Origin of the sequence: Pelagicoccus albus (genome assembly GCF_014230145.1) — a bacterium.
Lineage (GTDB): Bacteria > Verrucomicrobiota > Verrucomicrobiia > Opitutales > Opitutaceae > Pelagicoccus > Pelagicoccus albus.
The window spans coordinates 12,962-37,147 of record NZ_JACHVC010000008.1; the positions used below are offsets into that span (position 1 = coordinate 12,962).

Here is a 24,186-nt window from a genome sequence, read left to right on the forward strand (position 1 = left end):
TTTGGTGGTAACGTCATGAGTGCAATGGGTCGCACTCTTACACGAACGGTGGTGGGGAAATACTCAAAATTAACTCAAAAATTGCTCACTTTCTAGAGATGATTATCAGTCCATTTATGTCGCTTTCGATACTCACGTTTGCTGTCAGTTCTAGTAAGTTTAGGAACTCTTGCTGGTTTTCTGGGCTTACGGTGACTGACATACGCATATCTTGTAATGAATTGTCGGATATACGTATTTTTTGATCATTCCGTAGGTTGAATTGGCGGATTATTTCGGAAAGTGGAGCGGAGACGAGGTCGATGATCTCGTCTTTCCAGGTAGTTTTTTGAGAGTATTCTGCGTCAGTGAAGGGAATCGGTTCTATGGCGCTGATTGGTGAAGAAACGTCTACTGTCGCTTTGTGCCCGGCTTTAAGTTCTGGAATTAAGTTCCTCTTTTTATTCTCACCACTTTCTTGGCTCGTGTTTGAATCGAGCCTGACACGGCCTTCGGCGACGTACACTTCACATAGCTCGCTATCGGTATTGACTGAGAAAATCGTACCCAGGGCGATGACTTGGGCCTTGGTTGTCGTGACTTTGAATGGGCGGGCTTTATCGTGGGCAACTTCGAAAATAGCTTCGCCTTGCGCAAGGAACAGGTTCCTCGAATCTGAACCGAAATCTACTTCGATCCGGCTGTTATCTTTCAGGTAGAATGAAGAACCGTCAGGAAGGAAATGTCGTTTTCCGCCTGCAAAGTCACTGTTATGGTATTCAACGTCATAGCTCGAAGTAGAGTCCGAGCTAGGTGTGTAGAGGTAGCCAAACAGTAGCGCTAGGCAGGCTGCGAGCGCGGTGTATGGTAGCCATCTCCAAAAGATTCGTCTTTCATTTCCGATGAAGAGGTTGGGGTCTGGATCCTCGCTGGCTTGAGGTGTCCAGAATTGCATGAAGTCTAGGCCGGTCCAGCTCGACTGGCATTCTATGAAGCATGCTTCGTGGGTAGGATCTTTTGCTATCCATTCGTCGAAAGCTTTTTTCTGTTCCGCTTCCAGTCCGTTCTCGTGGGCTAGTACCCAACGACTCGCTTCATCGACTGTCTTTTTGTCGAAAGAATTCTTCATTGTTTCGGATCCCTTGTTTCCGCGTGGAGCTCGTTTTCCAGCTTCTGATAATACTCGCGGCATTTCTTAACTCCGATCAGCAATTGGTTCTCTACTGTGCGACTCGATAGGCCAAGTTTCTGTGCAATCTGTTTGGCGGAAAGTCCGTAAACTTTTCGCAGGGTGACGACCTGTCGGCACTTTTTCGGCAGGGAGCGAATTGCGTCGGTAAGAATTTGGAAGTGTTCCTTTTCGATCAGAATCTCTTGTGTTGATGGGCTGGATACTGGCATTTGCTCTTCATCGACTGGAGTAAGTGGACGAAAGCTTACAATATTGTCCCTTCTGAGGGCGTCGACGCACAAGTTTCTAGCGATTGAAAAGAGGTACGGTTTGGGTTCCTCGACAGGGCGGACGCGGTTTACCTTTATGATTCGGACGAAGGTCTCTTGAACTATTTCCTCTGGACTTGGAATGGATGGGTATCGTTTACGTATCCAGCATCTTAGCTGGTCTTTGTGCGGATATGCGTTTTGGAGAAACCACTCGGATTCTAGAGGTTTGGCTTGAGTGATATGCAAGGGGGATTTGGACATAGGATCTAGCTCCGTTGTTTGTGGAGGCTGACGAGTGGTCCTTACCAATGTCCTAGACGGTTGGCTCGGCGATTCTACTCAAGTGCTGCAGATAACAATTTCAGAAGGGGTAGGTTACCTCTAAGTTCACTGGAAACGAGCTGCAGATTCACTTCAACTGAAATTAATCGCTGACGCAAAATGGCACTTAGTGCTACGTGAAAAAGCACCGGAAAATGATTGCTTCCTCCAAGAAGAGTTGTGCAGCCCATCGAGATTTCGTCGTGCCCAAGCCTGAGTGCCACATCACTCTTGGCGGAGATAAGTCCAACTCGTGGCTAGCGGCTTTGCCTTGTTTCGCTAGCTTTTGGGGGTGGGGAGAAGCCTTAGGGTGTGATATCCTGCTTGTAACTCAATTTTGTTGTCGTTGGGTTCTATTATAGTTGCAGCTGAGTTAGGTGGTACGGTGACTTCAAGGATGATGCTGCCGTCGGCTCGCTTTTGCCAAGAGCTGCTGGCTTTGCCGTAGGGAGTTTCGAGTTCGGCCGCAGCGGAGTCGAGGGGCACGCTTGTGAGGGGTCGAATGAAGAAATGCTTGTAGCCGGGGTGCTCGGGATCGGGAGACAGGCCGGCGAGGCGTTCGTACATCCATTGGCCGATGGCTCCGTAGGCGTAGTGGTTAAATGAATTCATGCCAGCGTCGCCGAATCCGTCTTCATGGCTGTAGCTATTCCATCGCTCCCACATGGTGGTGGCTCCTTGGTTGATGGAATAGAACCAAGATGGATAGGTCTCTTTGATGAGGATAGAGTAGGCGAGTTCGCTGTGGCCGATTTTGTCTAGGGCGGGGATGAGGTGTGGCGTGCCCAAAAAACCGGTACGCAAGTGGCCGTCGGCTTCAAGGACGAGGCGGGCGAGGTGGTTGCCGGCTTTTTTCTGAAGATCTTCGGGCAATAAGTCGAAGGATATGGCTAGGGCGTAGGCCGTCTGGGTTTCGACCGGGAGCTTTAGAGACCCGTCGCTAGCGAAGTAAAGTTCTTGGAAGGACCTTTTTAGCGAGTCAGCCTCAATGCTAAGCTGTAATGCCTCATCCTCGAGTCCTAGTATGTTCGCGGTATTTGCTAGGATTTGGGAGCTTCGGGTGTAGAACGCATTCCCAAGGTAATTAAGGTCAGTGTCGCCTTTTCTGTCGCTTTCTCTGTCTTTCGGATCCGGCGGCGTGATTTGAAATGGTTGGAGCCAATCGCCATATCCCTTTCTTAGATCGGTTAACATACCATCTGCGGACGCTTGGTTTTGATACCAGGATACGAGACGCTTCATCATTTTGTAGTTGTCTTTCAATACGCTTAAGTCACCCGTTCTTAGGTAGGATTCCCAAGGAATGATGGTTGCGGCGTCCATCCATCCTGGCGCTCGATTGCGCCACTTTTTCCGAGCTGTGGGAATGATGTCGGGGATCACTCCGGTACTATCTTGCTCCAGTCTCATCGACTCGAGCCAGCTTTTCCAGAAGGCGAGAGAGTGAGTTAGAAATAGTGAGGTCGGGGCGAATACTTGGGCGTCGCCTGTCCAACCGGCTCGCTCGTCGCGTTGGGGACAGTCGGTGGGGATGTCGAGCGAGTTGCCCTTCCATCCCCAGAGGATATTGCTCTGCAGCTGGTTGAGCTTCGGGTTTGATGATTCGAAATCTCCCTTGAGGTCCATAGACGACTGGAGTACTACTCCAGTCACCCAATCGCTTTGTGGTGCGCTTCCATTGGGGAGCCCACTTATCTCGACGTAGCGAAATCCGTGGAAGGTAAAGCTGGGCTCCCACTCCATTATCCCGTCTGAGGCGGGAGTGATTGAGTCGGTCGATTTCGCGGTGCGATAGTTTTCCGTGTAGAGGTTTCCGTCTTTTTGTAAAAGCTCAGCAAATCGAAGTGTGATGGTCTTTCCTTTTTCCGCGGGTACTTTTATCCGTGCCCAGCCAACCATGTTTTGTCCAAGATCGAAGCTGAATTTTCCCGGATCTAGTTCCGTAATGGAAATAGGACTACGAAGGCTTTCCTTCCGGATGGGTTCGAAGGGCTTTGGTTTTAGCATCGCGGCTCCCAGGTTGCTAACGCTCTGAACGTTCTCCCAGTCGCCAGTTGCTCGCTCAGCATCGTAGATTTCTCCGTCGTAGAAACTAGACGATTTGATGGGGCCCTGGTAGGTGCCTTGCCAGTCACCGTCGCTGATGATGGTGGTGGTCGAATCGTCACTGTATTCGATTTCCAGCTGCAAAAGGAGTTCGGGGACGACTCCGTAGGGTCCGCGAACTTGCGTTTCAAACGGGAGGCGTCCCGCGTACCAGCCAGTTCCTAGAGCAGCTTGGATCAGGTTTTCTCCTTGCTGGAGCAAGTCAGTAACGTCGTAGGTCAGCGTATCGATTCTCTGGTCGTAAGGAGTCCAGCCATTGGCGAAGTGGTCCTGTCCCACGCGTTTGTTGTTTAATTTTAGTTTAAAGACGCCGCGTGCGGTTGCGTATAGTCTCGCTTCACGGATAGCTTTATTAAGCTTGAAGGCTCGGCGGAGGTAGGCGACCGGTTCTGAATGGAGGTCGATCTCTTGGTGAGGATGTATCCAATGGGCGTGCCAATCCTTTTTGGAAAGGAGCCCGATTTCCAAAGACGCTTCTTCGCTCCATTCGGATTCGGTACCATCTTGGTCTTTGACCTTCACTCGCCAATTAAATGATTGGCGGGATTCGAGGGGGGCGAATGGAAAGGGGATGAAGAGGGATTGGTTGCTCTCTATCCACCCTGTATTGAGGTCTGTGCCGTCTGTACGTGCTTCGATCTTGTAGGCGGACTGAGCTGTGAACTCTTCTGGAAGTTTCCATGACAAATCAGGCGATTGATCGTGAAAACCTATCGGGTCCGAAAGGAAGGGGCCCACCGTAAGCGAGTGGGCTTGTTGCGAATAGGAGGAAAGGGAGAGGCAGAGGTAAAGTGAACCGAAGGCGAGCTTCTTCATCTATGGATTCCTTATTCTTGTGGAGTTACTTTTAGAAAGGCGACTCCGTGTGGACTTATCAGGGCCGAGAAGGTGTCAGTCAGTTCGCTAAGGTTCTCCTGGCGCCAGAGGTCGCGTATTGTTCCTCGGATACCGAGTTGTTCTGCGGTTAAGGATAGTGTTGCTTCCTTGTCAGATAGGTTGAAGAGGGCAACCGCTTTGGAGCCATCAATGAGGTCTTTTGCCCATATTTCCCAACTGCCTGCTTCGCTAGCAATACGGTATCCTTGGGAGCAGAGTGGGTCTTGATTGACTGCGAGTACTTCGTCGTTGGTGACTAGGTTCAAATCGAAGTCATCCATGGTCGATATGTCGCAGGAGAGGAGAAGTGGTTGAGTTAGGATGCTCCAAAGCGTTACTTGAAAGTACTGCTCGTTGGCGGTTAGTGGTGAAGGTTTGAATACAACTTCTGCTCTGTTTGGCTTTCCAAGCGGTCCGATTTGCAACATGTCTAAGTCTCCATATGCTCCGGGGCGGGTTAGGGCGAGGCGGTCTTCCATTTCGAAGGGAGCGATGATTCGATGCCATTCCGCTTCTATGTCTCCTGTGAGGCGCCAGAGGTTGCTGTACTCGGGCATGAAGGTGTCTTCATGCTCGTCGTGGTTGGGCGATAGGCTAATTACGATATCTCTGTCGAGAGATTGAAAATCGTTGTAGAAGCGCTGGATGATACCTGACTCTTTTGTCTTATGCTGTGGCTTGTCGTCGCTTGGCCAATACCCTTTTTCAGTCTTTTCAAGCGTCCATTCTTTCCAGTCATACTTGACATAGTCTATTCCCCAATCCGCGAATTGCTGAGCATCGCGATCCACGAACCAGGCCGGCCCAACTTTTGCTAGGTTTTTCCGGATACCATTCGGGTAGCGGCCAAAAACTTGATGCGGATTTTCTCTTTCCTCCTCGGGCAAAAAGAACTCCGAGTAGTCACCTTCTTCATTTGGAGCGGATCCGCCGACGTATCCAGCGTAAGTAGACATCCACGTGGTGGAATAGATGCCAAGCTTGAACCCCTGATCGTTAACGTACTCTGCGAGTCCCTTCATGTCGGGAAATTTTGAATTTGGCTCGATCGTCTTTGTTTCCGTATTTCGCAGACCACTCCAACAGTCGTCGATGTTTACGTAAGTCCAACCATGGTCGCCGAGACCTTTTTCGTTCATCGCCAGTGAAATCTCGCGGATGGCGGTATCGCTAACCCCCTCGGATTGGACGTACCAGCTATTCCATCCCATGGGAGGGGTCAGGCAAATGGTATCGCCGATTCGCAGCTCAAGTTGGCGAGTCGATTGCCCAGACTCATTTGAGGCTCTCAGATCGATGAGGTAGGATCCTTTCTTTTGCGGAGCTCGTCCTGTTATCCAGCCGCTAGCAGCGTCTATTGACAACCCATCTGGTAGGCCGTGGGCCGTGAAAGTGATCGGCTTTTTTCCCGTAGAGGTGACTCTGAAGTAGACTGGTTTTCTGGGGCGAACACCGAAAATCGATGCTCCGGTGATTTGCGGCGATTCGCCAGGAGTCGGGGTCAATATTTCTTTGCCGCGGATTCTAAAATCGTATCCAGAAACAGGAACAATGTCGGTTGTCATCAGTTGATTGTCGGGACTCGCTGAGAGTAGAGTCATTAGCGCTGTAGAAGTAGCAATCGAGAGGATTGGTAACTTTATCATTTTATCTGTGAGGGAGAAACATCGTAAATGTAAAGGCGGGCTCAGGGAGTCCGCCTTTTGGTTCGCCTAAGCGACTTTGCGAATTGGAATGCCTAAGTTATGCCGCGTCTTCGCTGATTTTTGTACGATACTTTGTAGGGGTCATGTTCAATTCTCGGGCGAAGGTTCTAATGAAGTGGTGCCGGTTTGAGAAACCGCAATCGTAAGCGATGGAATCGATTTTTTCATCAGTAGCTTCCAACAGGAACTTGGCATGGTTGATTCGGAGGCGGACGAGCTCGTCTGACATAGTGAAACCAAGGCTGTCCCGGAAAGAGATCTGCAGCCTCCTAGAGGAGAGGCCAACCATTTCGGCAACTTCCCTTATCTTCAGATTTTCGCGGAACCTTTGGCGGATAAGAACGAGGGTTTTTCGAGCGATCTCATCTTGAACTCCGAGCGTGTCGGTAGAGGCCCTGGCTGAGACGCCTTTTGTGCTTACCTTTATGTGGCTTTGGTGAATTGGATTGTTGCACAGCAGTGAGTCGAGTATCTCGGCAGCCCGGTAGCCCTGTTCTTCAAAGTTGCATCGCACGCTGGTGAGTGGGACTTCGGCGTGTTCGCAATAGATCTTTGTGTCATCCGCTCCGACTATCGCAACTTCATTAGGTATGGAGAGCCCCATCTCGGAGCAGATCCGCATGACTTCGATCGCGTTTGTGTCGTTGGTTGCCATAAGCCCGATGGGCTTTTCAAGTGTCAGAAGGACATTTCTGAGAGACTCTACGTTTATTTCGAGGGAGCTTAGTCCGGCCTCCGCTGCTGCTTTCCTAAAGCCTTCGCATCTTGCTTTTTCCAGATGGTTTTCTGCGCACTTTACAAATGCGAGTGTACGAAATTCTCTGGAAATCAAATGACGGGCTCCCTCGCGACCCACCGCTTCGTGGTCGACCACTACTTTTGCTAAGCTCTCGTATTCGCCGAACGCTTGCAGCCCTACGGTAGGGATTCTCGACTCCTTTATGCGGGACACCAAGGATTTTAGAGGCGCTGTGAATCCGGGGTTGGCGATGATTCCATCTCCTCGCCAGTTCGCCAGATACTCCTCGGAGTGGTTCCACCGCATTCGGCTATCAATGATCCAATCGCGTTCGGCCGCATAGCGTGCGACGCCATCGAAGACGCGCTCTTCCCACCAGTACATGGCGAGGAGGATTCGCGGGCGTTTTTGTTGGGGATGGTTGGGTTTTGAGTTTTTGCTAGGGGGTAGTTTATCTAGGGTATCGATCATAGCGAGGGGGGATGAGGCTGCTATTTTCAGTAGTGAAAGTCGGACTTCTTGAGCTGTCTGACATAAGTACTCATGTCGATTTGCTTGGTGAGAAGCGATCATTTGGTGGTTTAACCCGTTAAATAATGTTGTGGTTCGTTTGTCGTTATCCGTTCTGGGGGAGTAGCATTCGTTGCCGGTAATGAATAGAGAAATTGGATACGGTTGTTGTTCTTCGGTCCCGTTCGGTTGGTCTCTGCACGTATTCTCCGATTGGTGGCTTTTGTTGAATGCTATTATTATATTATCCTGTCCGTCCTCTGCAGCCTATATATAGCGGCAGATTTAGTTGATGACGTTTCGCCAAAAATCACCCGATGGACGTCAAAACACACTTGGATATTGTGGAACAAGTAGTCTGGTGGCGTAGCGTTCGATCATCCCCCTTGTTTCGACTCTACCCACTAGGTCCCCATTTCTTTCTGATATTGGCTATAGGCTCTTTGGGAAGTGTATCGGATATCGGGATACTAGTTTATGCTTCTCCTTGTTTCATATAATCCCGAATTTTCTATTTCTGTTAGGTGGGTAGTATTTGATGTCCTAGCAGATTTCTCACTGGCGGCCTTTCGTTGGGTAGCGAAAGGCCGCTTTGGGTTAGCGTTGTGGAAACGTCGGGAGCGTATCGAGAACCAGAAACGGCTCTTTCTTTCAACCTGCTAATACAAATAGAGATACAATGAAAAAACTGAAAATACCCCACAAGATAATCGCGTATTCCGCGTTGTCTTGTTTCGTCGCCTCTGGCCTGTACGGCCAAGAGGAGTCGGAAGAGGAAGACGTATTCGAGCTTTCTCCTTTCGAAGTAAAATCCTCAGAAGATGACTTCGGCTATCGTGCGACTAACACACTTGCCGGTTCTCGTCTCAATACAAACTTGGCTGACATCGGTGCTTCGATCACGGTCGTCACGAAATCGCAGATGGATGACACTGCATCGACCGACCTGAATGACTTGTTCAGATATGAAGCGAGTACGGAGGGATCATCTACCTACACCCCAGGGGTTATGTCCATGCGTGGTGATGGTGTGGTAGACGTAAATGCCGGATTCGCAAATGGTGGCACCGGCATTCCGCAAACCAACGCCACCGCTAATACGGTTCGTGGTCTCGGTGCTCCTGATTCGTCGATTAACTTCTATCGCTCCATCTCCCAGATCCCTCTCGATACGTATAACGTTCAGTCGGTCGAGATTAGCCGTGGGCCAAACTCGATGCTGTTCGGAATCGGTACCCCAGCGGGTGTCGTTAATCAGAGTCGCTCAAGTGCAGCACTCTCCGAAGACGCGTATGGCGTAAAGATGAAGATCGACGATCTTGGATCGACCCGTTTCAGCCTTTCGGCAAACAAGGTTTTGATCGATGATAAGCTCGGCTTCTTTGTAGCGGCTCTCCAAGAGAACAAGGAGTTTGCTCGGAAGCCATCCTATGATGATGCGGAACGTTACTACGGCACGTTCACCTACAAGCCTTACAAGGGTGCGAAGTTGACGGCGAGTATGGAAAATATGAGCCGTGCCGCGAGCCGTCCGAATTCACTCACTCCACGAGACGTGGTCACAGAGTGGCGCGACGCTGGGATGCCGATGTACAACCCTGTCGATCGCACGATCACCAGTCTGACTACAGGTAAGGTCGTTGGGCCTATCACACGTAGCACGCAGTCTATCAATATGGATGCTGCACGTGACTTCGTCATGAGCCAGCCAGGCTACGATGCGAGTCTCTGGAATGATGATCAAACGTCCTACGATGGCGTTCGCATATACGGTGATCCTTACCGTGATGACGAATCTCCTTTCTACATGCCGGGGATCAACCGTTCCAACAGCCGTCCAACGATGCAATTCGCTGATGGTCAGATCGTGAACTGGTTCCAAGCTCAGCCAGGGCGTTACCGTTTCGGTTGGGGCACCGAAGAGGATCCAACTGCCAACCAGAACCTAGGCCAACAGAATGCTGATCTTCGCGGCGATCCGATCACAGCTCCAGTCTACGATCAGATCTGGACCTCATCGGCTTTGTGGTCCGGCAACGGCAACGGTATCGGTGGATACGCGTATCCAGGTGTTACTGACAGATCGATCTATGATTGGGAAAACCTGAACTTGCTCGAGATGAACTGGGGTGAGGAAGACGCCCAGACTTACAACATTGAGTTCGAGCAAAAGTTGACCGAGAACCTCCACTTCTCCGCAGGTTGGTTCCGTCAGGAGTTTGACTCCTACTCAAGTTTTACGGTTTCACAGCTGAACGTGGCGACTCTCTACGTTGACACAAATTCTCATCTGCCTGATGGAACTGTAAACCCGTATGCCGGTGCAGTTTACATGGAGGACCAAGATCCGGACCGTTTCTATCGTGATATAACAAATGACCAATATCGCGGAATACTCGCCTATACACCGGATTTCACAGGTAACGACAACTGGACGAAGTGGCTCGGTAAGCACCAGTTTGTAGCTTATGGATCGCGCGAGTTTGAAGTGCGTAAGACTGTCCGCATGCGTACACACTTTGACTACGAGAGTGAAGAGCCTCAGTCAGGTATGATCCGTTTCCTCCCAAACCCAAATGACAACGCGGATGGAACTCCAACTGGTTTCCGTAACCGTGGATCGTTCTCCCGTCGCTCGTTTTACCTATCGCCTCCAAACTTGGACGTAGCTGACTACGGCCGCGCTCTGGTTAGCAGTGGTCAAGACCGTAGTGACAAGTTCTCTGCTCCGATGTCAGTCTATAACTGGGAAGCGAAGGAGTGGCAGGACGTAAATTACGTTGGCCGATTTAAGGCGTATGAAGCAGGTACAGGCGCATCTGAAACCGAAATCGACTCGTGGAACTTCGGTGGCACAAGCCATCTTTGGGACGGACGCATTGTTGCGACATATGGTGTCCGTAGTGACCAAGCAGGTAACAGGTCGGCGACGAAAGGTGCCATCCTTGATTTCGAAGGTAACGTGATCGAGCCTGCATTAGAGACGGTCGATTATTATAGCGGCGGAGACTTTCTCCCTGAAATGGCTCAGACCCGTTTCCGCCCTTGGACCAATATATCTGACGAAACCACAACCACAGGTGTAGTTTTCCGTCCATTCAGCAATTGGGACGGCATCAAAAGTAGGGCTAAGGAAGGCAGTTTGTTTCATCAGTTTCTCGATGATCTTGGGTTTACTTATAATGTATCCGAAACATTCGATCCCCAGAGCTCAGTGAACGTCGATTTCTTCGGTCGTCTGTTGCCGAAGCCAGGCGGAGACGGTAAGGATATCGGAGTACAGTTTTCTCTTTTCGACCGAAAGTTGTTTGCTCGCGTAAACTATTATCAATCGAGCAACGCTAATCAGCATGTAAGTGCTGGAGCGGCTGGGTCCCGCTTCATCGGGCAAATCGATCAGAACCAGTTCCGTGCTTGGGCTAACGTGATTACGAAGATCAATTGGGGGCTTGATCCTCGCATTAACGACGAGTTTAATGCGGAGTTGACTACAGAGCAAGAGGAACGTCTCGAACGGGAATCTGAATTGATCTGGGGGCTTCCTTATGATTACTACGCCGATCTCCCAGGTAGTATCATGGGTACGCGTAGTGTTTCAGCGGAAGGAACTGAACTGCAGCTAACCTACAATCCGATGAAGAATTGGACGATCAAGGTTACCGGTTCGAAGCAGGAAACGATATACGACGATGTTCTTAACGAATATTTAGAGTGGAAGGAAGTTCGTATGCCTCAGTTCCTCAATGCTAAGGCTTCAGACTATCTGTTGCCTGAGTATCAGGACCTCGCAACTTACGTTACCGAGGGTGGCACCGAAGTTAATCTCACTAACTTCTGGAACAGTTATGGTTACACTAGTGCGGCTCGTATTACTGACGAAAACGGAAATACATCAATTGAAGGTTACTTCAACAACATCGTGACGCCACAGGAGGCGGTTGCCCTTGACCTGTCTGGTCAAGTAATCACAAACCAGCCAAAGTACCAAGCGTCTCTAATATCCAACTACAAGGTTGTTGATGGTAAGTTTGGTGGTACCTCCTTTGGTGGAAGCCTTCGTTGGATTGATAAAAAATCCATTGGCTACTATGGTAAGTCCAGTGGTGATCCATCGCGTGACGAGGGATACCTCGACCTGACGGATACTACTCGACCGATCTTCACTCCGGCGCAAACGTACTACGACTTCTGGGCAGCCTATGCGTTCCCAATCTGGGACGGAAAGGCCGACATGAAGGTTCAGTTGAATGTGGTAAATGCCTTCGAAGGTGGCGGTTTGCAAACTGTCGGTGTTAATAAGGATGGTTCGCCTCACGCTTTCCGTATTATTGAGCCAAGACGATTTGTGCTCTCTCTTTCACTCAATATGTAGAGATATATTAATCCTACCTGATATACGCGTCCCAGCTTCACCGCTGGGGCGCTCTTTTCGTATTACGAATCTCGGTTTATTTATGTTAAAAAAGGTGCTCGTCCTTCCCGCCATGCTTGTCGTTTGGTTATCGCTGGTTATACCGCTTCAAGGTGATGGTTTTTATGCTGTTCCCGAAGGAGGAGATATTCACCTGCTAAATGGGCATTGGAACTTTGCCGTCATCGAAGCTCTCGAGGCGGAATGGGATGGTGATTTTTTTGAGGCGGAGTTCGATGATTCGAGCTGGTCGCAAATCAAGGTGCCAGCCAACTGGGAGATGGAAGGCTTTGTGGAGCCGCACTATGGCAAAAATCCTCCCGACCGGACGGGCTATTACCGGAAAACGCTTCGACTGCCGCAGAACTGGAAAAATGAGGGCCGCACCTTGATCCGATTCGATGGAGTGGCGTTTGGCTTCGATCTTTATGTAAACGGACAGAAAATCGGCTCTTCTACTTCTGGAGCTTATACCCCGCACACTTTCGATATCTCTGACGCTCTCGCGAGCCGCCCAAATGGCGAGCATCTGATCGCGATGAAGGTGGAAACCAAGCCGTTGGCTTGGGAATTTGATAACAATGATGATTGGTGGCTTTCCGGGATTTTTCGGGAAGTATCTATTTTTACGATACCAGAAACGCACCTGACGGACTTCACCTTTGTTTCAAAGCTTTGGGATGACGGATCGGTCGGTGTCTCGGTTAGTGTTGAGGTGAACCGGGCCGGAGCGGAAATAAGCGGTGAGCTTTTTACGCCGCAGGGTGATGTGGCGGCGGTCTTTGGATTTGGGGAGAGTGGAGAAGAAGAAGGAGATGAAGATGAGGGTGTTCGGTATCATCGATCCATCGTAGTAGAGGACCCGATGCTTTGGACCGCCGAGACTCCGTCGCTTTATAAATTGAGACTGCGTTTGAGGGACGAATCGGGGGCGATTCTGCAAACCTTTGAAAAACGGGTGGGGCTGAGGGAGGTCTCGATCGAAAATAAGATTCTGCTCGTGAACGGGAAGCCGGTGGAGCTGCGAGGAGCCAACCGTCACGACCTTGAGCCGACGACTGGGCGTGCGGTAACGGAAGAGGGTATGCGTAAGGACCTCGAGATAATGAAGGCTGCCAACATGAACTTTGTCCGCACCTCCCACTATCCACCGCACCCTCGCTTTATCGAACTTTGCGATGAGCTAGGTTTTTATGTGATGGACGAGGTCGCGATTGGAAGAGGTGAGGAGCATCAAGCGGATCCGGCCTATCTCGATTCGATGATGGCAAGAGCGGAGGCGTTGCTGCGCCGCGATAAGAATCACGCATCCGTCATTATCTGGGCGGTCGGTAATGAGAATCTGGTTACCGATCTCTTGCTGCAAACAGGTGAGCGAGTAAAGGAGATAGATCCAACGCGTCCGATCTGTTTCCCTATGTCGCCTTATCAATTTGACGATGATTGGGAGAAGTTGCCGGAGTTCGTCGACATTTACGCGACCCATTATCCGCTAAACTCTCGCTTGCTGGAGTATGTGGATTTGTTGAAGCGGCCGGTCATATTGACCGAGTACGCTCACGCCCTTGGGTTGGCGACGGGACGCATTCAGTATCAGTGGGATGTTATCCGTCGCACGCCACATTTTGCTGGCGGAGCGATTTGGCACCTGATGGACCAAGGCATTTTGCGGAAGAGTGATACGCCGGTGGACCGCAGCAAGCCGACCCGCGAAGCCTGGCTCGATGCGAACCATTATTACGATAATCATGATTCTTTCGGGCAAGACGGCATCGTTTACACGGATCGATCGCCGCAGACCGATTTTTGGCAGACGCGAAGCGTTTATGCGCCGGTGCAGATATTGGAGGAGTCGCTCGAGCTGGATACTGGTAAGCATGGTCTAGAGCTGACTGTCGAGAACCGCTTCGATTTCCGATCTTTGCGTGGCATCGAGATGATTTGGTCGCTGATGGCCAACGGTGCCGCGGTGGAGGAAGGTGTGGTCGACCTAAGCGCGAAAGCACGGGAGCGCGAGACAGTGGCGATTCCTGTTGAGGCGCTCAGTGAGACTGAGAACCGTGTTGCCTACTTGAAAGTACGTTTCGTCGACGATAGTCGTTGGCAGATTTCCGAGCGTTCGTTGCGTATCGGAAAATCCGTTACGGGTTTTGATCCAAAATCTGTTCTTCCTTCAGCAGCTTCAATTGAGGTCTCGGAAACAGAGCAGGAAATTGCGATCGTTCATCCCGACTGGAAGCTTGTGGCTGATCGTACGAGTGGAGCGGTGCAGATCTATGGAGTAGACGGCGAGGTCCTCGTCGACGGGATTTATCCGCACGTCGGGCGTCGCTTAACGCTCTCCGAACATTTCAACGCGAGGGAAACCGAAACTTGGCGAGAGACTATCCTGACCGATTCTAGTGATACTGAGGTGACACTGAAGCGAACCGACTCGCAAATCGAATTGTCGGTAGGTGGACGCTTCGAACGCCCCGGTTCCCCGGAGCAAGCGATTCGTGGAGGCTTTGTTCTCACGGTTCCCGACTCGGGTCCAATGTCGTTGGGATATGAATACACTTTCGAGGGCGCTAAAGGTCCCTTGAGCGAAGTCGGCCTGTCGTTTGTCGCCCCTGAAGAGCTCGACGAGTTCAATTGGATCGGTCAAGGGCCATACGCAGGTTACCCTGGCAAAGATCGACTTAATGGATTCGGGATTTTTCAGCTCAATCTGGCTGATCTTTGGTTTCAAGGGAATCGTCGTGCGACGGAGCTAGCTGTCTTGGCAAACGAGAAAGGGGAGGGCATTGCTCTTGTCCCGGAAACCGCTAGCGACATCGCAGTTGAAATCACCGGCGAGCAGACGTTGCTAAAGCACAACGCCATGATCTCCGGTTTGGGCAATAAGATCGGTCGAGCAGAGACGCTTCTCGAATCAGCAGAGATCAAGTCGTTTTCCGGTGTGTTCAGTCTTTCACTATTCAGCGAAGCGTGGCCGAGAGCTTTGATCGAACTAATCGGCGAGCCGGGACGCTCCGAATCAATCTACCAACCCTTTTATCATAGCTACGACCAATGATGTTAGTCTGGTCCTCGAGAATTATTCGTAGGCTGTTCGGGACGACGGCTGGCTTGTCGGTTCTGGTATCCGCTGTTGCGTACGGTGATGGTGCTCCGTCATCTGATGCCCCAGCTCCGACCCCGACGTTGAGCGATGTGCCTTATGGCGATCATCCAAGGCAGGTTATGGATTTTTATCAGGCGGAGAGCGAAGGGGCCGCTCCAGTCGTGTTTTACCTCCATGGCGGAGGCTGGATGGATGGCGATAAGTCGAAGGTCAACAAATGGGATACCAATCGCATCCTCGAAGCCGGGATATCGATCGTGTCCATAAATTATCGATACGTTTCCCATGCGAAGGAAGCTAGCGTCTTCCCTCCGGTAAAGTGGCCGATGGATGATACGGTTCGCGCTTTGCAATTTCTCCGTTCGAAGGCGGATGAGTGGAATATCAACCCAGACCGCATTGCGGGAATGGGAGGTTCGGCTGGAGCCTGTTCACTGCTTTGGGTCGGCTTGCAGGATGATTTAGCCGATCACGATGCAGAGGATCGAATCGAGCATTACTCCACGAACTTGTATTGTTTAGCCTTGGACGGGGTGCAGACCACGCTCGATCCGGTAGTCACTCGAGAAATGAGTCCGAACGCTTGGTACGGCGGGCACGCCTTTGGATTCGACTATTCGCTGGAAAAAGGAGAACGGGATGAGTTGTTCGCGGTCTTCTACGAGCGCAGAGATGAAGTAGATGAGTGGATACAAAAATATTCTCCAATTGAATACGCCTCCGCCGGTGATCCGCCTATCTACCTCTACTACAAGTACGAGCCAGGTTTTGGCGCGAGGCAGAAGGATCCTACGCATTCTGCGAACTTCGGTGTGCTACTTTATGAGAAGCTGCGAGTGGTAGGTGTGGAGTGCGACTTCTATTACCCAAACTCAAAGCTCACCACCTACGATAGTATGGAGAATTACGTGATCGATAAATTGCTAGAAAAATAAGCGATCAGTTTCGGAGAGAATATTTATGTTTAAGTTGAATAGTAAGAGAATCTCTTTTGCCGCGTTGATATTTGTCAGTGCTCTTTCTGCGAAAGAGAAGCGGCTTGAGATAACGGAATTCGGCGCAGTCGGAGACGGGGTGACGATGAACACTACTTCCATCCAGTCTTTGATCGACGATCTGGCTGCGGAAGAAGGCGGCACGATTATTGTGCCGGAAGGTATCTTCATGAGCGGGGCTTTGGACTTTCGTCCAGGAGTTGATCTTTACCTAGACGAGGGTGCCGTTCTGAAAGCGTCGACTGATATGCAGCATTTCCCTGAACGTCGTACGCGGATCGAGGGCCACTTCGAAGAATCGTTTAATCCTGCGCTTATCAATGCCGACGGGTGTGATGGGTTTTCAATTACGGGCACTGGTACGATTGATGGTAACGGACGCGCGGTGTGGGATATCTTCTGGGCCCGGTTTAACGCTTCCGAGGACAAGAAAGGATTTAAGAATCTGAGTGTGCCGCGAGCCCGTTTGGCTATCATCGAGAATTCGCGAGACGTGCTTGTTGAAGGCGTTACCTTCAAGGATTCGCAGTATTGGAATCTCCACCTGTACAATTGCCAAGACGTCTTAATTAAAGACGCACGTTTCGTGGTGCCCGATGACTACCGGCAAGCGCCGAGCTCGGATGGTGTAGATGTCGATAGTTGCCAGGATGTCGAAATTGTCGGCTGCTACTTTTCGGTCACCGATGACTGTGTGGCGATGAAAGGGAGCAAGGGGCCTTATGCTCTTGGCGATGAAGCCAGTCCGGCGGTGGAGCGAGTGACAATTCGCGACTGTAACTTTAGGCGCGGGCATGGCGCGGTTGTCTTCGGTAGCGAAGCAACGGTAGTTCGCGACGTGCGGGTCGAGAATTGCGAAGTCAATGGAGCAATGCCGCTGGTTCGACTCAAGCTGCGCCCGGATACTCCTCAGCTTTACGAAAATGTAGTCTTCGACTCAATACGGATGAATTCGGACGGAGCCGAAATCTTCGAGATAAAGAAGTGGACCCAGTACTTCGATCTGAAGGGCGAGGGCGAGCCCATCTCTTACGTGGGAAATATCGAAGTGAGCAACGTGACTGGATCGATTGAGAATCTTGGAATCATCGAAGGTAATACCATGACCCGCTTCGGTCCGATCTCATTGAGTCAGGTTGATGTGGAAGCGAAAAAAGACTTTTTCAAGGTTTCGGATAGGGTCCTGAGTTTGGAGCTGCAGGATGTTGTCGTGAATGGAGTTGAGATTGGTGTGCTGTGACGAAAGCTATCATCCGATGGAATACTCGTCGCCTACATTTCCAAGGAAGCAGAAAAAGAAATGTTTCTAGAGTACGAAATGGGGCTCCGTAGTCGACATCAGTTTTTTGAAGATCAACGAGGATAGGCTTCTCATTATCTGTGTGGATTGATCGACGGAAAAGTTAGACTGAGACTTATGTCCTTTCGAAACTCTTTTTTCGCGTATTGGCACATTTTTTCCGGAAAAAGACACTTGTAATTGATCGCCTCTGAAGGGCAGCGGTAACTTGATTCGAAGCGTTCTGTACTATCCAGCGTGTTCTGGATCGAAACTTCTCACCCCACCCCACTATGAACTCCTATTTGCCAAGGAATCGGGCCATTGTAGTTATGGCCTCGTTACTGTTTACCCTATTCATACCGTTCCTACAGGGACAGCGATTGATGGAGAACCTCGGAAGGGGGGTTGTAGCATTGCCCACCGACAGCGACACTGTATTCGTCAGTTGGCGACTGTTGGGGTATGAACCACAGGATCTAGCCTTTAACGTTTACCGTTCGACGGGAGGAGCAGCTCCAGTAAAGCTGAATCCTGATCCTCTCACTGAAGGTACTAACTTTATCGACACAGGGGTAGACCTCACTTCTGAAAATAGTTACACCGTCAGCTCGGTAGTGGATGGAGTGGAGCTCACGCCTAGCGAACCTTTTGTCGTCGCGGCGAATTCGGGAGTGCAGCCTTACTTGTCTTTGCCATTGCAAGACGCCGGAGATCGCCACGTACATGTGGTCTGGGTCGGCGATCTGGATGGAAATGGCGAATACGACTACATCGTTAGCCGTATGCAAAATAAGGCTTCTGACAGTTCACTTCTGGAAGCCTACCTTGCGGACGGAACTTTCCTCTGGCGAATGGACTTTGGAGAAAATTCTAAAGACCGAACCAACATCGAGCCCGGTTCGGCTGCCGTCAACGTCGGTCACGCTGACGGAATCACCGTTTTCGATATGGATGGCGACGGTAAGTCGGAAGTCATCACCATCGGAGCCGATGGTGTGATCTTTGCCGATGGCGAAATGATCACTGAAGCCGACGACGACCGCCAATTTGTCTCGGTACTTGATGGTATGACAGGTGACGAGCTCGCGCGTGCCCCGGTGCCTGACGACTATCTTGTCGACGGTTCGCTGACGATGCACTTCGGTATTGCCTACTTGGATGGAGTGAATCCGAGCTTCGTCTTAAAAGGTAAGAACCGTATCGGAAGCGGCGACTTTAATCTGCTCGTGGCTGCTTACGATTACGACGGTACCAATTTCACCGAGCGCTGGAGCTTCATCCCTGGACCACGGGAAGACGTGTATCCAAATTTCCACCAAATCCGAATAGTGGACGTTGATGGCGATGGTCGTGATGAGATCTGCGATGGTGGTTACGTTCTAGACGACGATGGTTCTGTGCTCTACACACTTTCTGAGCAAGGTGTCGTGCACGGCGACCGCTTTCACATCGGTGACCTCGATCCGGATAGACCAGGTCTAGAAGGATTCGGTATCCAGCAAAACAATTCATCCGGCCTCTTGTACTATTACTACGACGCGGGGACCGGCGAGATCCTGCGAGGTCATTATGGTGGAATCGAAGACGCTGGTCGTGGTGTCGCTGCTGACGTTTATCCCGATGCTCGCGGCTATGAGTACTGGTCCTTTCATGGTATCCACAATGTTCAGACAGGTGATGTGTTGTCGCCCGAACCTTACCGTCCATGGCCTAACATGCGTGTTTGGTGGGATGGCGACGTTCTCGGCGAGAACATGAATAAAGAGGTGGTGAACAAATGGAATCCAGAGACCGGCGGAGAAGACCGACTGCTTACCGCCTATCGTCAAGGCGCGGTTTACACTACTCGCGACGTTCCTACGTTTTACGGGGACATCCTCGGTGATTGGCGTGAAGAGATTATTTTTGAGATGAACGACCAATCTCGTTTGATGATATACACCTCGACGATCCCATCCGATACTCGCCTCTACACCTTGGCTCATAATCCCGAGTATCGCCAGTGTTTCACGGTTAAGGGATACCAGCAGTCCCATATGGTGGACTACTATTTGGGAGAAGGAATGGCGACACCTCCGATGCCGAACATCCTGCCAATCGTAACTGCGGAATCTGATGCTCCGGCGATCGCATCCATCATGGATGATAATGGGTTTTTAGATACAGACCGCATCACCAACGACGCGACTCCATCTCTGATCGGTATTGCTCCGCCAAATGTATCCGTGATCGTATCACGTGTGGGCATAGGCGACGACGCAACCGTTAGCTCGGACGCTGATGGATTCTGGTCGTACGACTATCCAACGGATTTGGCAGATGGAGTTTACCACTTCGTTGCCCGAATCGATGATGGTAACAATATCTATTCGTATCCATGCAAGCTGACAATCTCTACGGTAGCTCCGCTTGATCCAGCTCTTGGAGCAATCGTTAGCAACGCTGAAGGTGGATACACCGCATTTGGAAACGCGACTCCAGGACTTTGGGTCGAAGTTGAAATCGACGGAGTCGGTTCAGTAGGTGTGGCAGAGGTCGGAGGAGACGGCGTCTGGTCTATCACGTCAGACGCTTCGTTGCCTGACGGTGTTGTTGGTTTTTCCGTTACTGCGATGGATATCGCTGGCAACCTGAGCAACCCAGTAAGCCGCAATGTCGATGCGTCGGTCGCCGCTCCAAGCCTAGTATCAATTGATGTAGATACCGGAGCATCGTCTTCCGATTTCGTAACAAACGATAATAGCATCAGCTTCCAAGGCACTGCGAGTGCGGGGGAAACAGTACAAGTTTTCAAAATTGGACAAGGTTCGCTCGGATCCGCGACCGCTGATGCGAGCGGCAATTGGTCCTTTGACTACTCCGCGGTCGAGCTCGCCGACGGTGAGCATAATTTTACCGCTTACATCGGAAGCAGCCTCGGAGCTGAACCTCTAAAGGTCACTGTTGATACGGCAGCTCCAGAGGTGGTTTCGATCGTACAAACTGACCCAGAAGTGGATACCTCTCCAGCAGTGCGTGTTACCTTCCAAGTCACTTATGACGGCGAAGTAAGCGGCGTAGATTCGGCAGATTTCGAACTCGAATTTACGGGGGGGCTGACCGGGGCGATCTCGAATGTCTCAACTGTCGATGGACTTGTCTACGACGTTCAGTTGGAAGGATTGGCCGGACCCGGGACTGTCATGCTCAAACAGATCGCTTCCGGAACTGGAATCGAAGATGTCTCTGGCAATGTACTAGATTCTGGATACGACGGTCCGGTATTCACCCGAGTCCTCCTCGGGGACGGCCAGTGGTCAAATCTCTCCACGCTTGGTCGTTGGGAGAATAACAGCAACTGGGTCGACGGTATCGTGGCCGAAGGCGAAAGCGCCGTGGCTGACTTCGCGAGCCTCGATCTCCTCGCAGACAACACGGTGGTGATGGACCAGGATCAGACGGTCGTTGAACTACTGTTTGGCGATACCGATCCAGCGACTCCCGCGAGCTGGACTCTGAGTGGGGAAGGTAGTTTGTCACTTGTCGGAGAGCTTGGCGAAACTTCGAAAATCGTCAGCGACCTACCTGCCGGCGAGCGTGCTAACATCGAAGTTCCGATGAGCAGCGGTTTCGTAGTGGAAAAGAAAGGACCAGGCGAGGTTGCGATCTCGGCTCCAGTCACGATCAGCGATCGTTTCTACGTACGCGACGGTACGCTCCGATTCTTAGAAGGTGCGGTCACCGATACTAAGGACATGGACGTTTCATCTGCTACTAGCGGAGTGCGCGGTACTCTCGCAGTCGACGGAGGTGAAGTTAACGCCAGCGGAGCGACCGATATCTACAGTGGCGCAAAGATCGAAATCAACGGCGGTATCGCAAACTTCCAGTGGATTCGACTGATGAATAACACTGGTGGTCTCGTCCAAGTGAATGGAGGTGTATTCAACACTGAAAGCATCCAGATGAGCCGAAGTGGCGGTTCGGGAATCAACTTCAACAACAACGGGTTTATAACAACTGGTGGTGTATCCAACCTTAGCTACATGTTGCTAGGTACTGCGAACTCGACTGGAAATATGTCTGTCGAAGGTGGGGAAGTAAATCTATCCCGTCATATCGTGCTCGGTCAGCAGAACACCAGCGGCCGCGGTGGTAATCTTCGTGTTATTAATGATGGACTTCTAACTATTCTGGATACAGATGACGAAGGAGGACTGATCCTCAACGGAAAGTCTAAGAATGCTGCGACCGCTAGCTTCTACGATGGAACTTCATACATCGAAGAAGTTACCTTTGGTAAAAGTGATCAGATCACCAGCGGCATCGGAACCTTCCTTATCTCAGGTGGCGACGTTTACCTTGGGGCTGGGGGAATCCAACGCCGAGGCGTCGACGAATACGTATCCGAAGTGATTCTTGAGTCCGGTTTGTTGGGCGCGACCGCGAGCTGGTCGACGGAGTTGGCCATTGATCTACCGGAGGGTGGGAACATTACGATCGCCCCAGATGCGATCGAGGAGGCTCCTGTTGTTATCGGGCTTGCCGGTGAAATATCCGGACTAGGCGGCTTCACAAAGTCAGGTGCCGGTACGTTGGTTCTCTCTGGCGACAATACTTTCAGTGGAGCAGTGGTCATTGAAGGAGGTATGCTGCAGGTTGACGGCAGCCTTGGAGCTGGCGAGCCAATCTTGCTACGCAACGGAAGCGTTTCGGGCGAGGGTACGATTGAGAGAGCGATTGCGCTAGATACTGAGGTACTAGTGGGGGATGACTACTCTGGTGTGGTCGGTATCCATTCTTTGACTTGGAACTCCGGCCAAACTTTATCCATCTCTTATGGTGATGGAGTTTCCGATACGCTTACTCTAGCCGGAGCTCTCCTCAAGTCGGGAGAAGGACCTTTCGAAGTAGCTTTGAATGGCAGCGGTGCGGGCACGTTTACGATAGCTGAATTTGGAAGCACCGATTTTGAGGCGACTGACTTCGTGGCCACCGGGTTGCCTGCTAATACCTTCGCATCATTTGCTATGGTCGAAAGTTCGCTGACGGTAACGATCGAAGTCGTTGAGGTCACAATCGAGATATCGAACTTGTCATTCAACTACGATGGGCTTCCCAAGCAAGCCGAAGTCACTGTCGATCCCGCTGAACTGACAGTGGTAGTTACGTACGACGGCTCCACTGAATTGCCGACTTACCCAGGAACCTACGAAGTGGTGGCAACCGTTGACGGCGGAGGTTATTACGCTCAAGAAACTGCGGAACTCACTATCGGAATAACAGCTCTGGTAAAGTATCCACCAAGCCTTGAGGGCGAAATCGATGGATCAATGCAGGTTCTCGAAGCGCAAGATGTCTTGTTCGAGCGAGGTTCTGGAGTCTACGGAGATCTTCTTGTTCCCGGTACGCCAATTGTCAGCGTTGACAGAAAGGCAGTCTTTGGGGGCCTTCTTGATGGGGATGGCTCTATCGAGCCAAGCGACCATGAAGTCGTACTGGAAAGGTATAGTGTACTGCGTTACCTGATACAGCATGTAGACCCTATCGAAATGCCTGAGCTTGATCCTGTCAGCGAACCTGAGGGCACTCGCGACCTAAGCCTGCGTTTTGGACGCCGCCATCGTCGTGGGATTAATTGGAGCGAAGTGCGTGACTTGAGTCTTAACTACTACCTCACTCCCGTTTTGGTTCCAGCTGGAGTTTATGGGGACTTCGAAGTTAATGGCTTGGGAACACTTGTACTAGGAGTTTCCGACTCGAGCGAGCCAAGCGTTTATGAATTCCAGAGTTTAGAGCTTCACGGTCTTGCTTCGGTTCGGCTCGAAGGTCCGGTGATTATACGAGTCGCAGGTGATGTGGAAACTGACTATGTATTTGGTACTCCATCACAGCCTGAGTGGCTGCATCTCGAGATTGTAGAGGGCGACCTGGAAATGGAGCATCTTGCCCAGCTTTCAGGAACGGTGATCGTACCTTCCGGTGAGGTTGAGCTTGGAGGTCGCTCCCGCCTCGTGGGACGTCTTATTTCAAATGAGCTCTCGATCGATAAACACTCCGAACTTGTTGACCCGGTTAACTTCACGCCAGATGTAGTGCGCCACTGGATGCGGGTTTACTTCGGTCATTGAAGCCTCGCGGATTAACGAGCAGAAATAGTCATGAAGATAAGTTCGATTCAGCTTAAGTTGTTCTTGGTTTTCGTTACAGCTCTCGCGGTGTACGAGTCCGCGAGAGCCCACGATCTACTGCAAGTGAGCGTGGATGTTTGGAAAACCGAAGAGGGTATCAAGCTGCAAGTCGTCCAGGCTAGCCGGAGCGCCCTTTGGGGGTGCTTAGAAGAGACTGGCGGCCGCACAGTTCTTGGACCTCGACAGTTCGACAAGGTAAAGGCTCCGTTTGAAGAGTGTTTCAGCGAGTACTTTCAGGTTTTGGATTCTGGAGGCGATGAACTATCCGCTAAGACTGTATCGGCACGGCTTACACGAGAAGGTCATGTGGAAGTTATCCTAGATTATGAAACGTCGAATTCTCCATGTGTTTTAGAAGCTGTGTTCTTTGACCGATTTAAGGAGGGAATAGAAACGAGGGCGATTGTTTCTATTTGGGATGGCCAGAAGATTGTCTCCAGAAAATGGTTACTGAGGGACGATGCCTCGTTCGCGATCGATTAGTTAGCATTTCTGAAACCCTGTGCCTTTGGCTCCGTTTTAGCGGATCTGAGATCAAATTA

The 24,186-nt window shown here is 51.0% G+C and carries 11 protein-coding genes; 6 read left to right on the top strand and 5 right to left on the bottom strand.

Annotation, left to right across the window (positions count from 1 at the left end):
• Positions 1–85: 85 nt before the first annotated feature.
• The 5 genes from H5P27_RS08635 to H5P27_RS08655 form a co-directional block, all read right to left on the bottom strand.
• Positions 86–1,108: a FecR family protein gene (locus tag H5P27_RS08635; RefSeq protein WP_185660003.1), complete on the bottom strand. Its 1,023-nt coding sequence runs from the start codon at positions 1,106–1,108 to the stop codon at positions 86–88.
• Entirely contained in the window at positions 1,105–1,683 is a 579-nt protein-coding gene (locus H5P27_RS08640) for an RNA polymerase sigma factor (RefSeq protein WP_185660004.1), read from the bottom strand. The genes H5P27_RS08635 and H5P27_RS08640 overlap by 4 nt, the downstream gene beginning before the upstream one ends.
• Before the next feature lie 339 nt (positions 1,684–2,022).
• Entirely contained in the window at positions 2,023–4,665 is a 2,643-nt protein-coding gene (locus H5P27_RS08645) for an alpha-L-rhamnosidase (protein WP_185660005.1), read from the bottom strand.
• Positions 4,666–4,676: 11 nt separating this feature from the next.
• Entirely contained in the window at positions 4,677–6,371 is a 1,695-nt protein-coding gene (locus H5P27_RS08650; RefSeq protein WP_185660006.1) for a putative Ig domain-containing protein, read from the bottom strand.
• 97 nt (positions 6,372–6,468) lie between these two features.
• A complete protein-coding gene (locus H5P27_RS08655) occupies positions 6,469–7,641 on the bottom strand; it encodes a substrate-binding domain-containing protein (protein WP_185660007.1) in 1,173 nt (390 codons plus the stop codon).
• 718 nt (positions 7,642–8,359) lie between these two features.
• Here H5P27_RS08655 and H5P27_RS08660 point away from each other — a divergent pair.
• The 6 genes from H5P27_RS08660 (at position 8,360) to H5P27_RS08685 (ending at position 24,127) form a co-directional block, all read left to right on the top strand.
• Positions 8,360–12,052: a TonB-dependent receptor plug domain-containing protein gene (locus H5P27_RS08660; protein ID WP_185660008.1), complete on the top strand. Its 3,693-nt coding sequence runs from the start codon at positions 8,360–8,362 to the stop codon at positions 12,050–12,052.
• Between the two features lie 82 nt (positions 12,053–12,134).
• Positions 12,135–15,149 (top strand): glycoside hydrolase family 2 TIM barrel-domain containing protein, encoded by a 3,015-nt coding sequence (locus H5P27_RS08665; protein ID WP_185660009.1) that lies wholly within the window; start codon positions 12,135–12,137, stop codon positions 15,147–15,149.
• 167 nt (positions 15,150–15,316) lie between these two features.
• Positions 15,317–16,132, top strand: a complete 816-nt coding sequence (locus H5P27_RS08670) for an alpha/beta hydrolase (RefSeq protein ID WP_185660010.1) — start codon at positions 15,317–15,319, stop codon at positions 16,130–16,132.
• A gap of 25 nt (positions 16,133–16,157) precedes the next feature.
• Positions 16,158–17,432 (top strand): glycoside hydrolase family 28 protein, encoded by a 1,275-nt coding sequence (locus tag H5P27_RS08675; protein WP_185660011.1) that lies wholly within the window; start codon positions 16,158–16,160, stop codon positions 17,430–17,432.
• A gap of 332 nt (positions 17,433–17,764) precedes the next feature.
• Entirely contained in the window at positions 17,765–23,584 is a 5,820-nt protein-coding gene (locus H5P27_RS08680) for a rhamnogalacturonan lyase family protein (RefSeq protein ID WP_185660012.1), read from the top strand.
• Between the two features lie 30 nt (positions 23,585–23,614).
• Entirely contained in the window at positions 23,615–24,127 is a 513-nt protein-coding gene (locus H5P27_RS08685) for a hypothetical protein (RefSeq protein WP_185660013.1), read from the top strand.
• Positions 24,128–24,186 lie beyond the last annotated feature (59 nt).

Excerpts from the sequence above, each read along its gene's own strand:
- H5P27_RS08635 (WP_185660003.1), bottom strand. The coding sequence starts at position 1,108 with ATGAAGAATTCTTTCGACAAAAAGACAGTCGATGAAGCGAGTCGTTGG.
- H5P27_RS08640 (WP_185660004.1), bottom strand. The coding sequence starts at position 1,683 with ATGTCCAAATCCCCCTTGCATATCACTCAAGCCAAACCTCTAGAATCC.
- H5P27_RS08645 (WP_185660005.1), bottom strand. The coding sequence starts at position 4,665 with ATGAAGAAGCTCGCCTTCGGTTCACTTTACCTCTGCCTCTCCCTTTCC.
- H5P27_RS08650 (WP_185660006.1), bottom strand. The coding sequence starts at position 6,371 with ATGATAAAGTTACCAATCCTCTCGATTGCTACTTCTACAGCGCTAATG.
- H5P27_RS08655 (WP_185660007.1), bottom strand. The coding sequence starts at position 7,641 with ATGATCGATACCCTAGATAAACTACCCCCTAGCAAAAACTCAAAACCC.
- H5P27_RS08660 (WP_185660008.1), top strand. The coding sequence starts at position 8,360 with ATGAAAAAACTGAAAATACCCCACAAGATAATCGCGTATTCCGCGTTG.
- H5P27_RS08665 (WP_185660009.1), top strand. The coding sequence starts at position 12,135 with ATGTTAAAAAAGGTGCTCGTCCTTCCCGCCATGCTTGTCGTTTGGTTA.
- H5P27_RS08670 (WP_185660010.1), top strand. The coding sequence starts at position 15,317 with ATGGATTTTTATCAGGCGGAGAGCGAAGGGGCCGCTCCAGTCGTGTTT.
- H5P27_RS08675 (WP_185660011.1), top strand. The coding sequence starts at position 16,158 with ATGTTTAAGTTGAATAGTAAGAGAATCTCTTTTGCCGCGTTGATATTT.
- H5P27_RS08680 (WP_185660012.1), top strand. The coding sequence starts at position 17,765 with ATGAACTCCTATTTGCCAAGGAATCGGGCCATTGTAGTTATGGCCTCG.
- H5P27_RS08685 (WP_185660013.1), top strand. The coding sequence starts at position 23,615 with ATGAAGATAAGTTCGATTCAGCTTAAGTTGTTCTTGGTTTTCGTTACA.